13 protein-coding genes are annotated in these 19,412 nt (G+C 69.2%); 4 read left to right on the top strand and 9 right to left on the bottom strand.

The features are described from left to right. Nucleotides 1-23: 23 nt before the first annotated feature. The gene (locus tag JGU66_25865) at nt 24-5,582 is read left to right on the top strand and encodes a hypothetical protein (protein ID MBJ6764217.1); all 5,559 of its coding nucleotides are present in this window, start codon (nt 24-26) and stop codon (nt 5,580-5,582) included. Nucleotides 5,583-5,655: 73 nt separating this feature from the next. Here the strand turns inward: JGU66_25865 and JGU66_25870 are convergent, their stop codons facing one another. The 3 genes from JGU66_25870 to JGU66_25880 form a co-directional block, all read right to left on the bottom strand. After that, nucleotides 5,656-8,445 (bottom strand): vitamin B12-dependent ribonucleotide reductase, encoded by a 2,790-nt coding sequence (locus tag JGU66_25870; protein ID MBJ6764218.1) that lies wholly within the window; start codon nt 8,443-8,445, stop codon nt 5,656-5,658. A gap of 574 nt (nt 8,446-9,019) precedes the next feature. Then, nucleotides 9,020-9,730, bottom strand: coding sequence for a Bax inhibitor-1/YccA family protein (locus JGU66_25875; protein MBJ6764219.1), 711 nt, complete (start codon nt 9,728-9,730; stop codon nt 9,020-9,022). Nucleotides 9,731-9,820: 90 nt separating this feature from the next. Further along, a complete protein-coding gene (locus tag JGU66_25880; protein MBJ6764220.1) occupies nt 9,821-11,290 on the bottom strand; it encodes a hypothetical protein in 1,470 nt (489 codons plus the stop codon). Between the two features lie 325 nt (nt 11,291-11,615). Between JGU66_25880 and JGU66_25885 the strand changes: the two genes are divergently transcribed. The 3 genes from JGU66_25885 to JGU66_25895 all read left to right on the top strand — a co-directional run bounded on the left by JGU66_25885 (nt 11,616) and on the right by JGU66_25895 (nt 13,964). Then, nucleotides 11,616-12,002, top strand: coding sequence for a hypothetical protein (locus JGU66_25885; GenBank protein MBJ6764221.1), 387 nt, complete (start codon nt 11,616-11,618; stop codon nt 12,000-12,002). A 291-nt stretch (nt 12,003-12,293) separates the two neighbouring features. Then, a complete protein-coding gene (locus tag JGU66_25890) occupies nt 12,294-12,779 on the top strand; it encodes a hypothetical protein (protein ID MBJ6764222.1) in 486 nt (161 codons plus the stop codon). A 636-nt stretch (nt 12,780-13,415) separates the two neighbouring features. After that, nucleotides 13,416-13,964 carry an isochorismatase family protein gene (locus JGU66_25895; protein MBJ6764223.1) on the top strand — a complete coding sequence of 183 codons (549 nt, stop codon included), beginning with the start codon at nt 13,416-13,418 and terminating at the stop codon, nt 13,962-13,964. Nucleotides 13,965-13,973: 9 nt separating this feature from the next. Here the strand turns inward: JGU66_25895 and JGU66_25900 are convergent, their stop codons facing one another. From JGU66_25900 to JGU66_25925, 6 genes are all read right to left on the bottom strand, one after another. Further along, entirely contained in the window at nt 13,974-14,846 is an 873-nt protein-coding gene (locus JGU66_25900) for a metal ABC transporter permease (protein ID MBJ6764224.1), read from the bottom strand. Then, the gene (locus JGU66_25905) at nt 14,827-15,528 is read right to left on the bottom strand and encodes a metal ABC transporter ATP-binding protein (protein MBJ6764225.1); all 702 of its coding nucleotides are present in this window, start codon (nt 15,526-15,528) and stop codon (nt 14,827-14,829) included. The genes JGU66_25900 and JGU66_25905 overlap by 20 nt, the downstream gene beginning before the upstream one ends. Before the next feature lie 106 nt (nt 15,529-15,634). Beyond that, entirely contained in the window at nt 15,635-16,492 is an 858-nt protein-coding gene (locus JGU66_25910; protein ID MBJ6764226.1) for a hypothetical protein, read from the bottom strand. 4 nt (nt 16,493-16,496) lie between these two features. After that, the gene (locus tag JGU66_25915; GenBank protein MBJ6764227.1) at nt 16,497-17,420 is read right to left on the bottom strand and encodes a zinc ABC transporter substrate-binding protein; all 924 of its coding nucleotides are present in this window, start codon (nt 17,418-17,420) and stop codon (nt 16,497-16,499) included. 20 nt (nt 17,421-17,440) lie between these two features. Beyond that, on the bottom strand, nt 17,441-18,796 hold the full coding sequence (locus JGU66_25920; protein ID MBJ6764228.1) for a zinc-regulated TonB-dependent outer membrane receptor: 1,356 nt from the start codon (nt 18,794-18,796) through the stop codon (nt 17,441-17,443). An 81-nt stretch (nt 18,797-18,877) separates the two neighbouring features. Beyond that, nucleotides 18,878-19,306: a hypothetical protein gene (locus tag JGU66_25925; protein ID MBJ6764229.1), complete on the bottom strand. Its 429-nt coding sequence runs from the start codon at nt 19,304-19,306 to the stop codon at nt 18,878-18,880. Nucleotides 19,307-19,412 lie beyond the last annotated feature (106 nt).

Below are 19,412 nucleotides of genomic sequence, written 5' to 3' on the forward strand. Positions count from 1 at the left end.
AGCTGTCTAGAATCGGCCCTCCCATGGCCGAAAAGCTCGGAGCGATCCTGGTCCGCAAGGGCCTCATCACGCAGGCGCAGCTCGACGAGGCGTTGAACTCCCAGCTCATCTACGGCGGCCGGCTGGGGTCCCATCTGGTGGAGATGGGGTGGCTGGACATCGACACGCTGGGCATGGCGCTGGGCGAGCAGATGCGCCTGCCGGTGGCGATGGAGGCGGACTTCGACGTCGTCCCCGAGGCGGCGCTCAAGCTGCTGACGGCGGCGCAGGCGGAGAAGCACCTCGCGTTTCCGTTGGCGCAGGAGGGGCGGCGGCTGAAGGTCGCCCTGGCGAGCCCGCTGGAGATCCAGCACGTGGATGCGCTCGGCTTCATCACGGGGCTGCGCATCATCCCGCACGTGACGCCCGAGCTTCGGCTCTTCGAGTATCAGCTTCGGCGCTATGGGATTCAGCGGCCGGTGCGCTCGTCGCGGCCGAAGGCGGTGTCGGCGGCGCGTCGCCCGGCGGCACCGCTGCCCGTGGCTCCTCCTGGCAGGCCCGCCGCGATGGCGCCCGTGGCTCCTCCGGCTTCGATGCCTCCAGCGCCGGTGCGTGCCGAGCCGGGTGCGGCGGCGATGTTCGGAGGACTCGCGCCGGGGCAGTTCCTGAGTGATGACGCGGAGCCTGTCGATGCGGCCGCGGTGCAGTGGGGCTCGGAGACCGGGGACACGGCGCCCCTGCGCGGCAACGGAGGGGCACTCGCGCCACCGGAAGCGATGATCGACTTCACGGAGGACGGAGAGGCGCAGGTCGCGCCGCCCGTGCTTTCGGCTGGGCCCACAGGAGGGCCGCCCGTGTTGTCTCCGCTCGCGGGAGCCAGGCCCTCATCGCCACCGCGCCTCGCTCCGTCGGAGCCACCTCGAGCACCTGTGGCTCCGCCTCCCGCGCGCCCTACGGCGCCCATGCAGCCGCCTGGAATGCAGGCGCGCACGGCGGGAGGGCATGAGTCAGCGGCGCCCATCGCGATGGGCGCCAGTCCGACTGGAGCCGCGCAGCCGCCTGGAATGCAGTCGCGAGCAGGAGCGCAGGAGTTCGCAGCGCCCATCGTGACGGGCGTCATGCCGAGCGGATCCACGCAGCCGCCCGGAATGCAGTCGCGAGCGGCGGGAGCGCAGGACGCAGCGGCGCCGATTGTGACGGGCGTCATGTCGAGCGGAACCACGCAGCCGCCCGGAATGCAGTCACGAGTGGCGGGAGCGCAGGGGCCCGCAGCGCCGATTGTGACGGGGGCCACGCCGAGCGGCTCCGCGCAGCCGCCCGGCATGCAGTCGCGAGCGGGTGGGCCTCCTGCGGGAGGTGTATCGCGACCCTCCTCGCCAGGAATGCCCGCGGTATCGGGGCCCAGCGCGGGGGAGCCTCCTCGCCGTCCGTCATCTCCGGGCCTGAGTCCGGTGGGAGGAGAAGATCGAGGCGCGGGCATGGCCCAGCCTCCCGGAATGATGGCGCGGCCTACAGGCGCGCCGCCGGGAACTGCGAGCACAGCGGGTGCCCCAGGAGGAGTGATTCCGCCCGGGATGCGCACCAATGCCCCGAGCGGTTCGCCGCCGCCCGGAATGGCCCCGAAGCCCGTGGGGCCGCCGCCAATGGCCTCACGACCTCCGGGGCCTGCCCAGGGGACTCCGGCGCGCCCGCCCGGGTCTCCAATGGCGCCGGGGATGTCTCCAGGGAGCATGCCGCCACCCGGGATGGCTCGCCCTTCAGGGCCGCCGATGCCGCCAGGTGAAGCTGGACGCGTGTCCGGAGCGCCAGGAATGGGTGCGCGGCCAGCAGGCCCGCCAGTGCCATCACCCGAGGGTGTGTCGTCTTCCATGGCGTCCCGCCCAGGCGTGCCCCCGACGGCTCGGCCTGACAGCGTCCACCCGAACGTAGGTCCGGGCGCACCGGCACACCCGGTTGGCCCTGCAATGCCCTCAGCCCCTGGAGCCCATGCATCCAGCCCGGGTTCCGCGACGCGAGCAGGTGGCCCTCCGATGCTGGCGGTGGATGCCGCAGCGCAAGCTGCCGCACCTGGGAACGCTCCGCGTCCAGCAAGTCCTCCGATGCCGCCAGCCGAGGCCGCGCCCGCCATGGCACCGCGCCCGGGCGTGACTGCGATGCCTCCCCCGATTGGCGCGCCGTTGCCAGGTGGCGTGACGCGCGCCCCACCAGGAGCGCCGCCAGGCATGGCGCCTCGGCCTCAGGGCCCCCTTGATACGGGCCGTGGCCCGCCGGTGCAGGGCAGTCCCGTTGGCGTGAAGCCGTCCACCACTTTGGTGCCGGGACAACTGACGCCGCAAGGCATGCCCGCCTCGCAGGGCACCGGCGCGTTCGCGGGAGACGCAGGAGTTCGTCCACCCACGGGACCGCTTCCGCCAGGCGCGCTGCGTCCGGTCGCGCAACCCGTAATGGGACAGGTTCCGCAACCGCAGTCTCGGCCCGTGCCTTCTGCTGGCGGAGCCCCGAGCGCGGCAGGACTTCCGCCGCTTGAGCCAGGATTGCGTCCCAGCCCGTCGAGCACTCAGCCGCCCAGCGCGTTCCCTCCCGGGGCGTTGACCGCTGTGACGGAAGCAGGGATGCCGCCGCTCGCCGAGCCACCGCGTCGCATGCCCGAGGCGGTCATCCCAACGCCTCCGCTGTTCGTGGCAGGAGCCGAGTCTCTGTCGGCCGACGCCAGCGAAAGCGAATCGGCGGATCCACTCGCGCTGGAGCCGATCGAGGACATCGAGGCCATCGATTCGGATGTCCTCGACATCGATGTGGACAGTGCGCCGGTGGTACTTGCGGAGCCGCAGGAGTCCACGCGCGAACCTGGCGTGGAGCTGGGCTCGCAGCGAGCCGTCGAACACGCTCCTTCGCCGGTCGATGTGCAGGAATCACGGCCGAGCGAAGGATCATCGGCGCCAGAAGAGAGCTCCACGTGGGCCTCGGCGTTCGATGCTCAGCCAGCGTCTCCAGCGACAGAGTCGCCCGTCGAGTCACCGGCAACGCCTGCCCCAGAGACGCCCTCTCTGCTGGCAGAGGCTGCCGCAGACCTCGTTGCCGCGGCGCCTATTGAGTTCAGCGAAGCCCCGGGACTCGACACCGTTGATGCTGCGCCGGTCCCTGTGTCCTTCACCGAGTTGTCGTGGGGCGATGCCGCGGCTTCGGAGTTGATGGGCGTCGAGAGTCTCCAGCCCACCCCGTCGAGCGCGACGGAAGATGGGCTCGCACCGACGACGCACGAAGACGCGTCGCTCTTGGACCTGTCTGCGGTCGCGACAGAAGCCGAACCCGTCCTCGTCGCTGCGACACCGTCGGCGACGATCGAGGAGCGCGAGCCGGCATTCGAGCAAGCACCGCCGTCGACAGCCCAAGTCTCAGAACCCGCGCAGAGCGCGATGCAGACGACGGAAGCGCACGAGGCCGCACCAATCGTCCTCGATGTGGCGGTGTCGTCGCACGAGGATCCACAGCCCGTCGCGAACCTCACCGCCGCCACTCCATCGAATGAAGCAACGCGTGTGGAGTCGCTGCTGACGGATTCAGCGGATGCCTTCGAACTGGTTGCCGAATCGGGCATTACACCCGAGCCCTTCGGATCCACTCAGGACGCCAAGGCGAGCAGTCCTGCCTTTGCCGCGGAGGGAGCGCCGCGGTCCGAAGTCGGTGCTCCGCCGAGCGAGGAACAGTGGGCATCCGTCCCGCTTCCCGCCATTGCCGGGGAGCCCGATTCGAAGCGGTCCACCGCAGTCGAAGCTGCCTCGACCGACGTGCCCAGCGCGCTGCCAGCTTCGGCTGAACTCGCCGCGCTCGTGGGAGTGGACACCCCGGCTGGGGTGGAGCCGCAGCGCGAGGACCTCGCGCTTGTCGATGCCGAGACCCTCGAGCGCGCCGCGGGAGACTCGCCTCGCGACGTGATGGGAGTGCCTGAGTCCTCGACTCCCGAGCATGCCGCTGTCGTAGCGCCCGTCAGCGTGGTGCGAGACGCCGACGGAACGAGCAGCGAGGGCGCCGATGGCCGGGTGCCAGAGCCCGTGTCCACGCCGCAGATGGACTCCACGGCATCGCCCGTTGAGTTGCGTCAAGGAGAGCCCAATGCCGCGGGACATGCGGGCGACACGGCCGCGTCCATCGCGCTGTTCGAAGTGGAACTCGTGTCCGCCGAGCCGACGGGAGACACGGCGGCCCCCATCGGGTTGCTCGAACTAGACGCAGAGCAGGGGAGCGCGAAGGGGGCGCCCCAAGTGGTGCACGCTCCGGAGCCCCAAGCGCCCGTGAGTGCACCAGACGTTCGGGTAACAGGGGATGTGGCACCTGCCCGGATGGAGAAGTCCTCGGACGAAGGGCCTGCGCGAGGCACGGAACCCAAGCCCGCCACACCGGCAACCGAATCCAGTTCCTCCCTCGCCGTGAACGAGACGGAGTCCGCGACCGAAGCGCAGTTGGCACCGCATACGGATCCGAAGTCGGCTCAAGATCCTGAGTCCAAGGCCACGGCTCACGATGCTTCGCTGCCAACGGCCGCACGACAGAACGAAGCGCGCGAAGTCTCCGCAGCGCAGGTCCCCGCTCACTCTGCGAGCGAGCCCGGTCCGCGCCTGACGGAGCCCGAGAGCGAAGCAGGCTCGAGCTCACTCCAGTCCCAGCCGGCACGCGCCGGCACGCTCACAGAAGCGTCGCCCATGCCCATGCCCATCGCGGCCGTTCAGGATGACGCTGCTGGTCCATCCGCTCCCGCGTGGGGGCTGGAGTCCGCTCCCTCCGAGCCGGCCCCAATCCCCGAGCGGCGCATTCGAGTCCCCATCGAACTCGATGATCTCGGCCCGGCTTCGGATGAGCCGATGCAACTCGCTTCGACGTGGGAGTTCGTCGGCTGGCAGGGACATGGGGAGCCGGCGAAGGAGTCTTCGGAGCCAGCGTGGAAGGGGCGCGCGGTGGAGCTCGACGCACCCGCTTCGGCCGCGCCCGAGGGTGACAACGTGGCCCTGGCCTCGGCGTGGGACTTCATGCAGCCGTGGCAGCCACCCGCCGATGGCAACGAAGCAGCGATGGCGTTGCTCGCGGCCGCGAGTGCGTCGCTGGAGACGCCCACGGAGGGGCCCGCCGTCAGCGCCGAGCAGCTCCTTGCGGTCCTGGAGCGCGTGGGCACGCAGGGCCTCGTGGGCAAGCTGCTCCTGGCCTACAGCGCGGGGCGCTTCCGTCGTGCGTTCCTGTTGGGAGAGAGCTTCGGCCTCGCGCGAGTTGGCCGAGCCTGGGGCGCTGGCAGCGAGAGCCCGCAGGTCGCGGCCCTGTCCGTCGACCTGGAGTCGCCATCCCTCTTCGCCTCCGCGCTGTCGAGCGGGGCGCCTCGCGTGTTCAGCGCGCCGGACTGCCCTCAGGACGAGACCATCTTCGCGGCCCTGTGCGAGCCCGCGTCCCATCTCCTGGTCGCGCCCCTGCGCGTGCGCGGTCGTCCCGTCGCGTTCTTCGTGGCCGAGCACGGCCCTGCGCCCGTGGATCCGGAGCTGGTCGCGGAGGTCACCCGGATCGCGGAGAAGGTCACCGAGACGTATGGGCGTCTCCAGCAGCACGAGCGAGCGGGCTGAGCCCCTGACATGAACAGGGCCCCGGTGGATCAAGCCACCGGAGCCCCGTCGCGTCACGCCGAGCCGCGTGGGCTCAGCTGCACCCGCTCGTGGTGCCGCAGTTCGCGCATTTGTAGCAGGCACCACTGCGCACCATGATCGCGCCGCACGTGTGGCACGGAGGCGCGTCCGCCTGATTCCGCCACGTGCTGCGCGAGGGCTGCACGGGGAGCTGGATTGTCGCGGGCTGTGCCTGCGCGACAGGCACCGTCGAGCCCTGCGTGAGGACGGGCAACACCTCGACCTCGTCCTGACCCTGCTCCGCAGGCATGAACTTCAGCGCGAGCCACCGGAAGATGTAGTCGGTGATGGACTTCGCGATGGGGATGTCGCGGTTGCCGGTGAAGCCGCTCGGCTCGAAGCGCGTGTGGATGAACTTGTCCACGAGCACGCGCAGCGGGACGCCGTACTGGAGCGCCAGCGACACGCTGGTGGCGAAGCTGTCCATCAGCCCGCTCACCACCGAGCCCTCCTTGGCCATCACGACGAACAGCTCGCCGGCCGTGCCGTCCTCGTACATGCCGACCGTGAGGTAGCCCTCATGGCCGCCGATGGAGAACTTGTGCGTGATGGACTGGCGCTCGTCCGGCAGGCGACGGCGCTGCGCGTGGGGCTCGGGCGTGACGGCGGGCGCCACCTCGGGGGCAGCGGCAGGCTGCGGCGCCGAGGCCTGCGCGGAGGTGTTGAGCGGCTGGGTCCGCTTGCAGCCGTCGCGATACACCGCGATGGCCTTGAGGCCGCGCTTCCACGCCTCCAGGTACGCCTTCTCGATGTCCTCCACCGAGGCGTCCGTGGGCATGTTGACCGTCTTCGAGATGGCGCCAGAGAGGAACGGCTGGCACGCCTCCATCATCTGGATGTGCCCCATCCACGCGATGCTGCGCTGTCCCTTGGCGGGCTTGAAGGCGCAGTCGAACACGGGCAGGTGCTCGGTCTTGAGGAAGGGCGCGCCCTCGATGGTGTCGTGGCGATCCAGGTACGCGACGATGTCGTGCGCCTGCGTCTGCGGATAGCCGAGCTTCTCCAGCGCGAACGGCACCGTCTGGTTGACGATCTTCAGCATCCCGCCGCCCACCAGCTTCTTGTACTTGATGAGCGCGATGTCCGGCTCGATGCCGGTGGTGTCGCAGTCCATCATGAAGCCAATGGTCCCCGTGGGCGCGAGCACCGTCACCTGGCTGTTGCGGAAGCCATGCTCGGTGCCGAGCGACAGCGCCTCGTCCCACGCGTGGCGCTGGGCCTCGAACAGCTCCGCGCCCACGCCCTCGGGCTGCACGGCGTAGGCGGCCTTGCGGTGCTTGCGGATGACGCCCAGCATGGGCTCGGCGTTCTTGGCGTAGCCGGCGAACGAACCCTGCTTGCCCGCGATGCGAGCGCTCATCGCGTAGGCCTCGCCGCACATGAGCGAGGTGATGGCCGCCGCGTAGTTGCGCCCCGTGGTGGAGTCATACGGCAGCCCGCTGGCCATCAGCAGCGCGCCCAGGTTGGCGTAGCCCAGGCCCAGGGGGCGGTAGTCGTGGCTGTTCCGCTCGATGCGGTCCGTGGGGTAGCGGCTGAAGCCGACGATGATCTCCTGCGCCAGCAGCACCACGTCCACCGCGTGCTTGAAGGCGGCGACATCGAAGCCACCCTCCAGCGTGCGGAAGTGCATCAGGTTGAGCGACGCCAGGTTGCAGGCCGAGTCATCCAGGAACATGTACTCGGAGCAGGGGTTGGACGCGTGGATGCGCGCCGTGCCCGCGCACGTGTGCCAGGCGTTCACCGTGGTGTCGAACTGGAGGCCCGGGTCGCCGCACAGGTGCGCGGCCTCGGAGATCTCCCGGAACAGGTCGCGGGCCCGATGGGTCTCCAGCGCGCGCCCGTCGCGCACCGCGCGCGTCGTCCACGGCGCGTCGTTGACCACGGCCTTCATGAAGTCGTCGGTGACGCGCACCGAGTTGTTCGAGTTCTGGAAGAACACCGACGCGTACGCCTCGCCGTTGAACGACGGGTCATACCCGGCCTCGATGAGCGCCCAGGCCTTCTTCTCCTCGGACGACTTGCACCGGATGAACTCGAGGATGTCGGGATGGTCCGCGTTGAGGATGACCATCTTCGCCGCGCGCCGCGTCTTGCCGCCGCTCTTGATGACGCCCGCGAACGCGTCGAAGCCCTTCATGAACGACACCGGGCCGGACGCGGTGCCACCGCCCGCGAGCAGCTCCTTGCTGCCGCGCAGCGAGGACAGGTTGCTGCCCGTGCCGCTGCCGTACTTGAAGAGCATGCCCTCGGTTCGCGCCAGCCCGAGGATGGACTCCATGGAGTCCTCCACGCTGTTGATGAAGCACGCGGAGCACTGCGGCTTCTCCTCCACGCCCACGTTGAACCAGACCGGCGAGTTGAACGCCGCCTTCTGGCGCAGCAGCAGGTGCGTCAGCTCGGCGTGGAACGCATCGCGGTCCGCGTCGCTTTTGAAGTAGCCGCCGTCCACGCCCCAGTGGGTGAGGGTGTCCACCACGCGCGCCACCAGCTTGCGCACGCTCGACTCCCGCTCGGGCGTGCCCGGCGTCCCACGGAAGTACTTCGACGCCACCACGTTCGTCGCCAGCATCGACCAGGGGCGCGGGACCTCGATGTCCTTCTGCTCGAAGACGACCTTGCCGTCCTCGCCGGTGATGTTCGCGCTGCGGTACTCCCACGCCAGCTCATCGGCCGGATCCACGCCGGGCGTCGTGAAGAAACGCTCCACGGTCAGCCCCGTCGTCGCGCTGCCCTCCGCCTTGCCCTTCGTCCTACGCCGCTCCGACCCATTCAACGCGGGATTCGCGCTCAGCTCCGTCTCCATGTCGCCGGCCTCCAATGTCCACTCAGAGTGCTGATGCAAAATTTGCAAAACGCTAATGTCGCGAGATTCCGAGGGTTCTCTCGGGGGTTCGCGAAAGGATTCGCAGGGCCCGTGTGGCGCCCGCGTCACGCACCCAGGCCGCCTGCCTGGAAGGGCTCGAACTCCAGAGGGAGGTGCCCGCTCCGAGACTGCCTGCGTGGCCGTGTCCGAAGGGCCCAGCACCCCCGTCCAGTCCCAGGTCTCCACAATATATAGTGCTGGGCATTTGCCTACCCACTTGGTGGAGGGTTTTTTGGACCGGCAAGGAACCGTGCTGGGGCGGCTGACCGTGAGGCGTGCGGACGGGCAGGGGCGCCGATCTAGAGCGTGCCGGCCGCCGTGGCAATAGCGCCGTTCACCATCGTGTTGACACGGTGGCGTTGCATGTAGCGTCACGCTCGCGCAACCGGTCGTGATCACTCGCGGACGTTTGCTGGATGTCTGGGTAGGCCCTGAAAAGACGAAGGCGGAGCGCTGATGCGTGCCGGGGTGGCACGCCAGCGCCCCGCCTGGGGGACCGCGAATTTTGCGTGGACTAGCGGCGCTTGCCCAGCAGCCGGACCAGCGCGAGGAACAGGTTCACGAAGTCCAGGTAGAGCATCAGCGCGCCGACGATGCTGAGCGTCGCGGCGCTGCTGAAGCCGCTGCTCGCGTGGTACTGGCGCAGCTTCTGGTTGTCGTACGCCGTGAGGCCCGCGAAGACGAGGACCGTGGCGCAGGCGGTGACGAAGCCGAGCCCGTCACTGCTCAGGAACAGGTTGACCACGCCAGCCAGCACGATGCCGACGAGCCCGATGAACAGGAAGCTCTTCCACGCATTGAGGTCCTTCTTGGTGAAGGTGCCGTAGAGCGCCATCGCCGCGAAGACGCCCGCGGCCAGGAAGAACGCCTGCCCGATGGAGCCCATGGTGTAGACGAGGAAGATGACGGACAGCGTCGTCCCCGTGAGCGCCGAATAGGCCACGAACAGGGCGCCCGCCACCGGGCCAGACAGCCGAGGCGCCATGCCCGAGAGCACCAGCACCAGGCCCAGCTGCGCGATGATCAACCCGAAGCGCCACTGCAGGACGGTGGTGAGCCACGCCTCGTTCGCGACTGTCGCGAACGCGGTGGCACCCGTGATCATCAGGCCCACGAACATCCACGCGTACACGCGGGTCATGAACGCGCGCTGCGACTGCTGCATCAACAGCTCGTTCGCCGTCGGCGACTCGGCGGTCTGCCAGCCAGAAGTTTCCCAGGCCATGTGTGTTCTCTCTCTTCCGCACTTGAGGCGCTTCAAAGCGCCTTCCTGCACTTGAGGCGCTTCAAAGCGCCTTCCCGTACTTGAGACGCTTTAAATCGCCTTCCACGCGGTCAAAAGCTTGGACGCGACTTCGGTGGTGATGAGGGGAAGAACGCCACCCCCACCCACGATGTTGACGATTTCGGACATCGAGCCCCGGCAGACGCCTCCCCAGGCCGGCTGCTTCCCTAGTCCAACAGAGGCATAGGCCGAGTAGTCCACGAAGAATGACGTGGGCAGCACGCTGTTCTCGCCGCAGAGGAGGTGATCCTCGGGCGTGGTGTCGACGATTTCCTGCACCACGTAGCCGCCGCCGGCGGGATCCGTGGCGGCGCGCTCGCACAGCTCCGCCCACGTGAGCGAGGACCCATACGCGGCCTTCACGCGCTCCTCGTAGGGCACCGTGCCCACCGAGCGCCCCAGGAACACGGCCTTGCCGCCGTAGTCCCACGAGCGCTTGAGCACGAAGCGGCTGGGGTCCGCGATGACCGTGGCCACCACGTCCGAGACGCGCGAGCCATCCGGCGCGGTGCCCGGCATGTGCCGGAACGGCCGCGTCCAGGGCACGGACGCGGCAATCGCCTCCAGCTCCTCGGGCGTGAGCTTCGCGCGCTCGGCGAGCGCGGGCTCCGTCAGCGCCTGGGAGAGCAGGGCGAACGTCGTCTTCACCTCGACCTGCGAGGCGGGGGGATTCAGGAAGACCGCCTTCTTGCCCGGCACCACGCCCAGGAAGTCCTGGACCCAGGGCGACGGCGTCTCTTCCAAGCGGCGAACGAAGAGGTGTCGGTACACCAGGTCGTAGCGCTTGCCCTTCACGATGAACGCGTCGTCACCGGACACCTCGTCCGGATGCACCACGTCCGCGTCGGCGCCGTACTCGCGGAAGCGCTCGCACAGCCACCGCAGCTCGGACACCTGCGCATCATTGCGGCGGCAGAGGAGGGCCACCGTCTCGGGCATCTTCCCGGCGCGCTCCGCGGCGTAACCCTCCAGCAGCGCCCGGTAGAGCGCCAGGGGATTGCTGCCATTGAGCGCGAGCAGCGCGCCCAGCCCCTTCTCGGGATAGCGGAAGTGACGGCCCACGACCTCGATGAAGGTCCGGGCCGCGATGTCCGAATAGCCCTGCATGGCCGGGATGGTGGCGTTGACCTCCAGCGCCCACGGCTTCCCACCCGAGACGAAGTAGTCCACGCGGGTGGTGGCCAGGCGGGTGGCCTGCCTCCAGGTGCGCTCCGCCAGCGAGCGCTCCAGGGGCGAGAGCGCGCCCAGCAACAGCTCGGCGTCCGGCCCATCGAGCACGGCGCGGGTCATCTTGACCGTGGCCGAGGCGAGGTGCGCCGAGAGTCCCGCGCGACGACGGATCTCCGCCGCGTCGAGGATCACCGGCGTGGCGGTGACGGGGATGGGCCGGGTGCTGCCGTCCGGCTTGGTCACGGCGAGCCCGCGCTGATAGGCCACGCGCGCCAGCTCGGGCCCGAAGTGCTGCGCCTGTCTCCGAAGTACGTCCAGTAGCTCTTGCACGGCGCGGACCCTACGTCCAAGGGGCAGGGGTGGTCCACCCACCAACGCATGGGCGGGGCCACTCTTCCCGGTAGGGCAGTGGCTCCTGCCATCCGACACGCGCCCGCCCGCGCAGGGAGCGGGCGGGGGCGGGCGTCACGCCGTTCACGTGCGAGGGCGCGCCATCGACCGTGGAGGTCGTCGTGTCGGGAGTGGACACGGGGTCCAAGCTTGCGCGCAAGCGTAGACTGGCTTACAAACGCAACTCATTTTCAGTTGAAACTGCGTTGACGTGAGCATGCTCCGCCGCCATCCCCATCCGAGACACCGAGCCGAGCGCCCAGGAATGCTGGCGCTGGTGCTCGTGTGCGCGATGGCCTACGCGGGAAGCGTATTGCACTTCGCGCTCGTCCAGCACGTCACCTGCTTGGAGCACGGCGAGGTGATCCACCTGGACGAGGTGGCCCGAGACGGACGCCAGAAGGCGCTGGAAGCGGCGTTCGATGACGTCCGCCTCGCCCAATCGAAACGGGCGATGGGGGTGGGGCACGGCGCAGAGGCGCACTGCCACCACGCCTTCTTCCGCCGAGAGGCGCCCGCTCCGGCGCCGGGCATCTTGCAGTCGCAGGTGTTGTCCTCCCGAGCCAGTCCCGCGCTCGCCGTGTTCCGCTTCCACGCGGAGCCCGTGGAGCGGTTGCGGCTCGCCCCCAAGTCCTCACCTCCGCGCGTCTGAGTCCACGTCCGGTGCGCGTGTCCGTGCGCGAGGGCCCTCGTGTGCCCCGTGGCAGGCGCGCGCCATCCAGGCTCGACCGCTAGGACTCGTGCGCGCGATGAGCGTGCCCGCGTCCTGAGGTGTCGCGCCGTCGGATGCGCTGCTGAGCGGACCGTGCTCGGCGGATGCCGGCCTCGCGTGGGCTCCCTTCGGTCTCACCGCAGTGCTGCGCGCGCGCCGTGACTCGTCTCCTTGGGGACGAGGTGCGGCGTCGTGCGCCCCATTCACGTCGCATCACACTGGAGTCGCACCATGAAGAAGTCCCTGCCCGCAGTCCTGCTGTTCACCTCGCTGCTCGCCGCGTGTGGCGATGATCCGGCCACTTCGTCCTCTGTCGATGAGGAGGGGTGTGAGCACTTGCAGAAAGGGCCCGGCGTCAGCATCACCGCCGTGCGCGAGGGCGCGGGGCCCGCGGTGAGCAACGACCACAAGCGCTACGACATCGCGCTGCAGGACGCAACGGGCGGAAAGGGGGGCGCTGTCTCGTTCGCGGTGACCGCGGCCGAGGACTACGTCTTCTTCACGAGCGCCGACGTGCCCGTGACGGTGACCACGTCGGCAGGACAGGTCGTCGAGGTGGAAGAGCACGCGACGAGTTCTGCGTCGTGCACGGACATCCGAGGCCGCCACGTCGTGCCGCTCGGCGTGGGCACGCACACGCTGACCTTCGGCCCGACGCCGGTGAATCAGGTCTCGCTCGTCATCGAGGAATCGGGCGAGCACGGGCATGCGCACTGAGCCATGGCCAGAGCCGCGCGCATTCTCCCCGATGACGTACGCCGCGACGGGGCACGGCAAGTCCATGGCTGCCCAGTCGGAGTCGGACGACGACGCAAGACGGCCATGGAACTGCTGAGCCCCCGAGGAGACGGATCCACGCGCGGACGAGCCGTGCGCGGAACGTTTGCAAGGCTCCTCACGAGTGCTCCGAAGAGGCTTCGAGCCGACGCGCGAGGCCCCCGTCGTCGCGCCATGAAGTGAAGCAACGGAAGCGTGGGGGATGGTCCATCGCGGCGTGACACACGTGGCGACACAACGTGCTGCACGTCGCGCGGAACAAGGGAGGTGCCAGCGTGGGCGCGGTGACGCAGGCCGCGCGCGCTGGCACCGGAGTTCGGAGTGAACGCGGTGTCGCTCCGATGACCGGAGCAAGAGGAGGACTTCACGCGGGCACCTCCCTTGTTCCACGTGTGCCCAAGCAGATGGCGAGCGGCCAGCGACAGGTGCCATGGGTGACTGGGCGAACACGAACCCGTGCCGTCGCCCGTTCGAGAACCGCTGTCCTGCCGATGACGGAGACGAGGGTGTCCCCGCGTGGCGCTTGACGCGCGCGAGGCATTCGCATTTCTAGGCGTCCGGTTCCCAGGAGACGCCATGCCTTCGTTTCGCCTGAAGCAGGACCAGACCGCGCTGCTCGTCGTGGACATCCAGGAGCGCCTGTGCGCGGTGATGGACCGGGACGACCTGGACCGGATGCTGGCCCGAACGAACGCGGCCATCGAAGGCGCGCGAGCGCTCGGTCTGCCGGTGCTCGTCACGGAGCAGTACCCCAAGGGGCTCGGGCCGACGCACTCGCTGCTGCGCATGCGGTTGGGGGACGTGAAGCCGGTGGAGAAGCTGGAGTTCAGCGCCGCCGTGCCCGAGGTGCTCTCCGCGTTGGGGCCGCGCCGTCAGGTGCTGGTGGTGGGCATGGAGACGCACATCTGCATCTTCCAGACGATTCGCGACCTCGCGGAGCAAGGCTTCGAGCCCTACCTCCTCGCGGACGCCGTCCTCTCTCGCACGGCGGAGGATCGGCGCGTGGGGCTGGAGCTGTCGCGGGACGCGGGGGCGCGGATCCTCACGGTGGAGGCCGCGCTCTTCGACTTGCTCGGGCGCGCGGGCACGCCCGAGTTCAAGAAGATCTCCGCCGCGGTCCGCTGAACTCGCGGTTCAGCTCGGCTTGCTCACCGCGTTGCGCACCAGTCGAACCGCCATCGCGAGCCCCACGAGCACGGCCGACACGACTGTCTGCGAGCCGCCTACCGGAAAGTCGTTGAAGTAGGCGAACAGATAGCCACCCACGCCCGCGATGCCCCCGGCGAGGGTGGCCGCGAGGAACGTCCAGGGCAGGCGCAGGTCCAACACCAGCGCGGCGATGGCGGACACGGTGGAGAACGCGAACACGGGCAGCGAGCCCAGTGCCCGCGTGGACACGCCCACCATGACGCCGATGGACACCATGAGCACGGTGTCCAGCACGCGAACGGGAAGCCCCTGAACGCTGGCGCCGACTCGGTCGAAGCTCGCGAAGGTGAGCCCTCGGTACCACCACAGGTGGATGAACAGCACGAGGCCGCCGACAATGGCCACCGTCGCCAACTGCTCGGGCGTCACGAGCACCGCGGTTCCGAACAAGATGCCCTGGATGTCATGGGCCTCCTGCGAGATGCGGTCGCCCACGAGGATGGCCGCTCCGCCTGTCAGCGCATAGGCCATGCCCAGCAAGCTCTCGCGAGAGAGCCGCAGTCGAGCGGGCTCGACCATGAGCAGCAGCGTGGCGGCCACGGCCAGCAAGGTGGCGCCCACGACGGGCTCCACATGCTGACCCAGGTGGATCTCCGCATAGAAGGCCAGCGCCACGCCCAGGCCCGCGGAGTTCGTCACGGCCGCGCTGACGAACACCATGCGCCGCAGCACCACGTAGACGCTGAGGAAGCCGAGCACGCAGCCTGCGATGAGCGCGCACAGGATGGGATCTCGGAACAGCTCCCAGCCCGCGCGGAACTGCTCCCACTTGGAAGGGTCAACCAGCGTCTGTTCCACGGTGTGGTCCCGGAGGTGCGCGTTGGCAGTAGTCGTCGCCGTACTGGCGGCGGAATGCGGGGTGACAGAAGACGGTGCGCGCATCGCCCATCACGATGGCGGACGTCTCTCGGTCGACGAAGAGGAGGACATCGGCGTGCTCGGCGGCCACGATGAGGTCGTGACTCACCACGACGACGCCCAGCCCACGCTCGCGCGACAGTGCGCACAGGCGCTGCATCGTCTCGCGCTCGGCCACTGCGTCCATGGCGGCCGTGGGCTCATCGAGCAGCACGAGGTCGGCCTCTGTGGCGATGACGCGCGCGAGGAGGGCGCGTTGTTTCTGCCCCTCGGACAGCTCGCGATAGGGACGGTGGGCGATGGCGCGAGCTCCCGCCGTATCGATGGCCGTGTCCACCGCATGGCGGTCCGAGCGCGCGGCGAAGGGGCGCAGGAAGTTCCATCCCGACAGCCGGCCCCAGGCCGTCAGCTCGCGCGTGCGCACGGGCAGCAGCGCGTCGATGGCGGACGTCTGCGGCACATAGGCACTGCGCACATGCGGCCCCGCCCGATCGACGGAGCCGGACACGGGCTCAATCAAGCCCAGCAGGGTCTTGAACCACGTGCTCTTGCCGGAGCCATTGCGTCCGATGACGGCCACGAACTGCCCGCGTCGCACCGTCAGGTCGATGGGCGGCAACATCGCCTTGCCGCCATATCCGATGACGAGCTTCTCGCAGGTGAGGAGCGGCTCGCCCAGCGCCTTCTCGGCGGGGAGGTGTGAGGCCCCCGCGCTCGACGTCTCCGGCTCACCGGCCTTCACGCTTCACCTCCGAGGTAGGGCCCAGCCGGGCCACGTTCGCGAGCAGCGCCAGTCGCACGGCCTCGTTCGCGGGCGTGTCGAGATCCAGCACGCCATCCGCAGCGGGCACGACCGCGGACCAGTCCACCGCATCGAACAACGCGGGCGTCACCTCCAGTTGGAGTCCGAGCAGAACGCGCGGCTTGTTCTCTCGATCCGAAGGGACATCCAGGGCGTTGTTCAGCACGGCCACGGGCTCGCCTTCGTCTCCATCGGGAGCGGTGAGCTGGGTGAGTCGGAAGACGCGCTCGCCCTGGACTCGGGGCGTGGCGCGAGTGTCGCGCACGGTGCCGGTGAGGCGCAGCGCGGTGACGCTCCACCGCCCCTTCGTCACGGTGGTCTGCGGAAGCTCGCATCCGGGCTGACACGTGAGCGCGCGAGCCTCGGGCGCGAGCAGGTCGAGTTCCGCTTCGACCGGCAGGCTCGCCACGGTGCGCGTGCTGACGCCACCGCCGCTCAGCTCGGCCGCGACTTCGTCATAGGGGATGAGGGCACCGTCATCCCGGTGGCAGTGGCCACCGTGGCACAGCGTGTAGCCCTCGGGCGGGTTCGCGGGATCGAACGAGGCGGTGCCCGAGCTGCTGCCCGAACTCGCGAGCAGATCGATGTCACCCAACGTCACCGTGGCGTGGGTCAGCCTCACCTGAAAATCCGAGGCGAGCCGCGCATAGCCCTGACCCGCGTCGCGGTCGGCAGGGGTGACGTAGCCCGCGCGAACGGAGGGCTCCAGAACCGCGAAGCCCTCGCCGTCTCCGAGCGCGCATCCCGACAGGAGGAGGAGGGGAAGGAGTCGTGTGGCACGCATGGCGTCAGTTGCCCTTCCCGGCGAGGCCCTGTTCGAGCTTCGTCACGAAGTCCTCCATGTGCTGGAGGTACGTCTGCCCTCCGCGGAAGTCGGTGCCACCGGGAATCACGACGAGCGGCGCGGGAATCTTGGAGGCGACGAGGCGCGCGGTGCCGTCGGGGTAGTACTCCTCGCGCAGCACCAGGCGCGCCTTCTTGGTCTTGCCCACGGTGAGCACCTGGGCCACGTGCGACGGGTTGGGCGGGATGCCGGGCTTGGGCTCGAGGAACTCGATGGTGTCGAACCCGAGCCAGTCCTGCAGGTACGCCGTCGTCTTGTGGTACGCGATGACGGGGGCGCCGCGCAGGCCCGCGAGTCGCTTCTCCCAGCCCGTGCGCGCCGCCTCCAACTCACGGCTGAACTTCTCCAGGTTGGCCTTGTAGGTCGCGGCGTTCGCGGCATCGAGCTGCTCCATGCGCGCCTCGATGCCCTTCGCCACCGCGAGCGCCGCGCGCGGGTCATAGGTGAAGTGCGGATTGCCGCCGGGGTGCACATCGCCCTGGCTGCGGTCCACCTTTACGGTGGGCGCCTCCAGGACGCGGACGAACTGGGACGCGTCCAGGTGGCCGGGGTTGCCCGTCTGGATCTTCTTGTTGCGAGCGCCGATCTGCAGCGTGGGCAACCAACCGATCTCCAGATCCAGACCGTCGGCGATGAGCAGGTCCGCGCGGTTGAGGGCCAGCGCGAGGTTGGGCTTGGCGTCCACGAAGTGGGGATCCTGCGTGGGGAGGGCCAGGGACTGGACCTCCACCTTGTCTCCGCCCACCGCCTTCGCCAGCGCGGCGAGGTCAGGAAGGGTGGCGACGACCTTGAGTTCCGCCAGCGCGGGCGCGGCGAAGAGGGACACGACAGCGGCACACAGGGCCGCGAGCTGAGAGATGAATCGCATGTCAGGGGCTCCTGGATGGGTCAGAAGGCATGGGCGCCGTGGGCACCCGTCACGACTTCAAGCGCGAGAAAGGCCGAGTAGTCTGGCGTGTCGCGCCAGCCCACCCGGTCCGTGGCGGCCTGCAGGCGCAGGCGCGAGAACTCGGTGGGCCAGTACGTCACCTGCGCGGAGATGCGCTGGCGGTTGGTAGTCCACTCGGGATCGAGCGGATCCTCCGCGACGAGCCCCGCGCGATTGTGCGCGGGCGTCCCGAACTCGTAGCGCACGCCCGTGCCCCACCGCTTGGCGAAGCGCCACACCGTCTGCGCGTAGCCGCCCCAGTCCGTGAGCAGGTCGTCCGGAACCTGGCGCCGGCGGTAGAGGACCTCCGCTTGGAACACGAGCTGCTGGGAACTCTCGGCGCGGATGGGGCGGAACTTCAGATACACGTCCGTCCCGTAGATGCTGGTGTGGTTGCGGTACCCGGTGGGATTCGGCCCCGTGGCGGCGGACAGGCCCCAGAGCAGGGACAGGTCATCGCTCAGCGGGAAGAACTGTTTGAGGGCGCCCGTGTACTGAAGATCCCAGGGCGAGAGCACCCGCTCGTTCGCCGCGCCGAAGAAGCTGCGCGCGGTGCCTTCGCCCTTCGCGTCGGTGGTGCTGCCGACGACCTCGACGTACCAGGGCAGCGGGGTGAGCCAGGAGGCTTCCACGCCCAGCCCTCGGTTGCCCTCGCCGCCAAAGTCCCGGCTGATGACGAACGGCTGGTCCACGAAGTCCCACGTGTGGGGATGCGTGGAGTTGATGCGGCCGAAGCGGGTGAGGAACTGTCCGGCGCGAAGCTGAAGGTTGGCCGGAAGGTCCAGGGTGGTGACGTAGGCCTCTTCAATCTCCACGCCGAACTGGCTGAAGACGAGGTTGCTGTCGAAGCGGAAGTACGGATCCACCACCGAGCCGATGGACAGCTCCAGTTGCTGGAGGTTGAACCCGTTGGAGGTGGGGTCGTGCCCGCCGCCTTGCAAGGGCTCCTTGGAGGAAAAGCCCGCCGCAGCGATGTCGAGGATGAAGCTCAGGTCCAGGAGGTTGTTGCCGCCACTCAGCGCAGACGGAAGCTTCAGGGGCGTTATCCCCGAGTCATCCGTCGCGGTGGGTGAGGCAGGTGAGGCCCCCGAGCTTGCCGGTGGCTTGCCGGAGCTGTCCTTGCCCACGGCGGATTCAATCTCCGCCATGTCCTCGGGACTCAGGGTGGGGGCCTCGGTGCTCGATTCAGGAGGCGGGGAGTTGTCGGAGGGAGGGGAAGACTGCGGCTGCTGGGCGCGCGCGGCCGAGCCACACAGGCCCAGGGCGAGCGCAATGCCCATGAGAACGCCAGGAACCTGGCGCGACGGAAATGACACGAGATGCTCCTCGAAACCGGACGCCCGCGAACTGCCCAGGGCGGACGTCGACGCAAAAGACCTGCAATGGCCAACGAAGCGCTACGCGGACAGCGAGCGCACGGGCGGCGAGGCCTTCGGAGCGGTGTCGAGGACAGCGAGGGGGGTGAACGGAGTCGGCGGAGCAGTGGCCGGCGGGCTCACCGTCCAGCATGTCTGCGGGCGGACACCCGAGTCAGCGTGCAGGGCCTGCAACTGCGGGGCGCCCGTGAGGATGGGGCACGTCTCGTGGGTGGGACGCGTCGAGTCCGCCACCGCGGCGGGAACACTCGAGAGCGTGGGCGCGCTCGCCGCGAGGCGCGCCATCCCCATGCTCGTGCCGCGCGCGCTCTCCTCGAAAGCCTGATGCTCGGGGCAGAAGCGGTGTGCATGCTCCTGGACATGCAGCACCATGCCCAACGGCTGGACAGCCCAGAACGCGACGAGCAACGTCGCGACGATGCGGGCAAGGCTGTGGGAGCGCGTGGGCATCAGGGCAGGAGAGGGATCTTGCTTGCTCTACTGACGGGGTTCAAGGGTGTCAAGGCGAGGCGGCTCGGCCAGCGGGCCGAATCCACGGATGCGGCGCTGCGTTCTC

Source organism: Myxococcaceae bacterium JPH2 (assembly GCA_016458225.1).
Classification (GTDB): Bacteria; Myxococcota; Myxococcia; order Myxococcales; family Myxococcaceae; genus Citreicoccus.

What these genes read in the sequence shown, in the direction of transcription:
- JGU66_25895 (MBJ6764223.1), top strand. Translation starts at nt 13,416, where the DNA reads ATGCCTTCGTTTCGCCTGAAGCAGGACCAGACCGCGCTGCTCGTCGTG.
- JGU66_25925 (MBJ6764229.1), bottom strand. Translation starts at nt 19,306, where the DNA reads ATGCCCACGCGCTCCCACAGCCTTGCCCGCATCGTCGCGACGTTGCTC.
- JGU66_25910 (MBJ6764226.1), bottom strand. Translation starts at nt 16,492, where the DNA reads ATGCGTGCCACACGACTCCTTCCCCTCCTCCTCCTGTCGGGATGCGCG.
- JGU66_25905 (MBJ6764225.1), bottom strand. Translation starts at nt 15,528, where the DNA reads ATGTTGCCGCCCATCGACCTGACGGTGCGACGCGGGCAGTTCGTGGCC.
- JGU66_25875 (MBJ6764219.1), bottom strand. Translation starts at nt 9,730, where the DNA reads ATGGCCTGGGAAACTTCTGGCTGGCAGACCGCCGAGTCGCCGACGGCG.
- JGU66_25885 (MBJ6764221.1), top strand. Translation starts at nt 11,616, where the DNA reads ATGCTGGCGCTGGTGCTCGTGTGCGCGATGGCCTACGCGGGAAGCGTA.
- JGU66_25865 (MBJ6764217.1), top strand. Translation starts at nt 24, where the DNA reads ATGGCCGAAAAGCTCGGAGCGATCCTGGTCCGCAAGGGCCTCATCACG.
- JGU66_25870 (MBJ6764218.1), bottom strand. Translation starts at nt 8,445, where the DNA reads ATGGAGACGGAGCTGAGCGCGAATCCCGCGTTGAATGGGTCGGAGCGG.
- JGU66_25915 (MBJ6764227.1), bottom strand. Translation starts at nt 17,420, where the DNA reads ATGCGATTCATCTCTCAGCTCGCGGCCCTGTGTGCCGCTGTCGTGTCC.
- JGU66_25890 (MBJ6764222.1), top strand. Translation starts at nt 12,294, where the DNA reads ATGAAGAAGTCCCTGCCCGCAGTCCTGCTGTTCACCTCGCTGCTCGCC.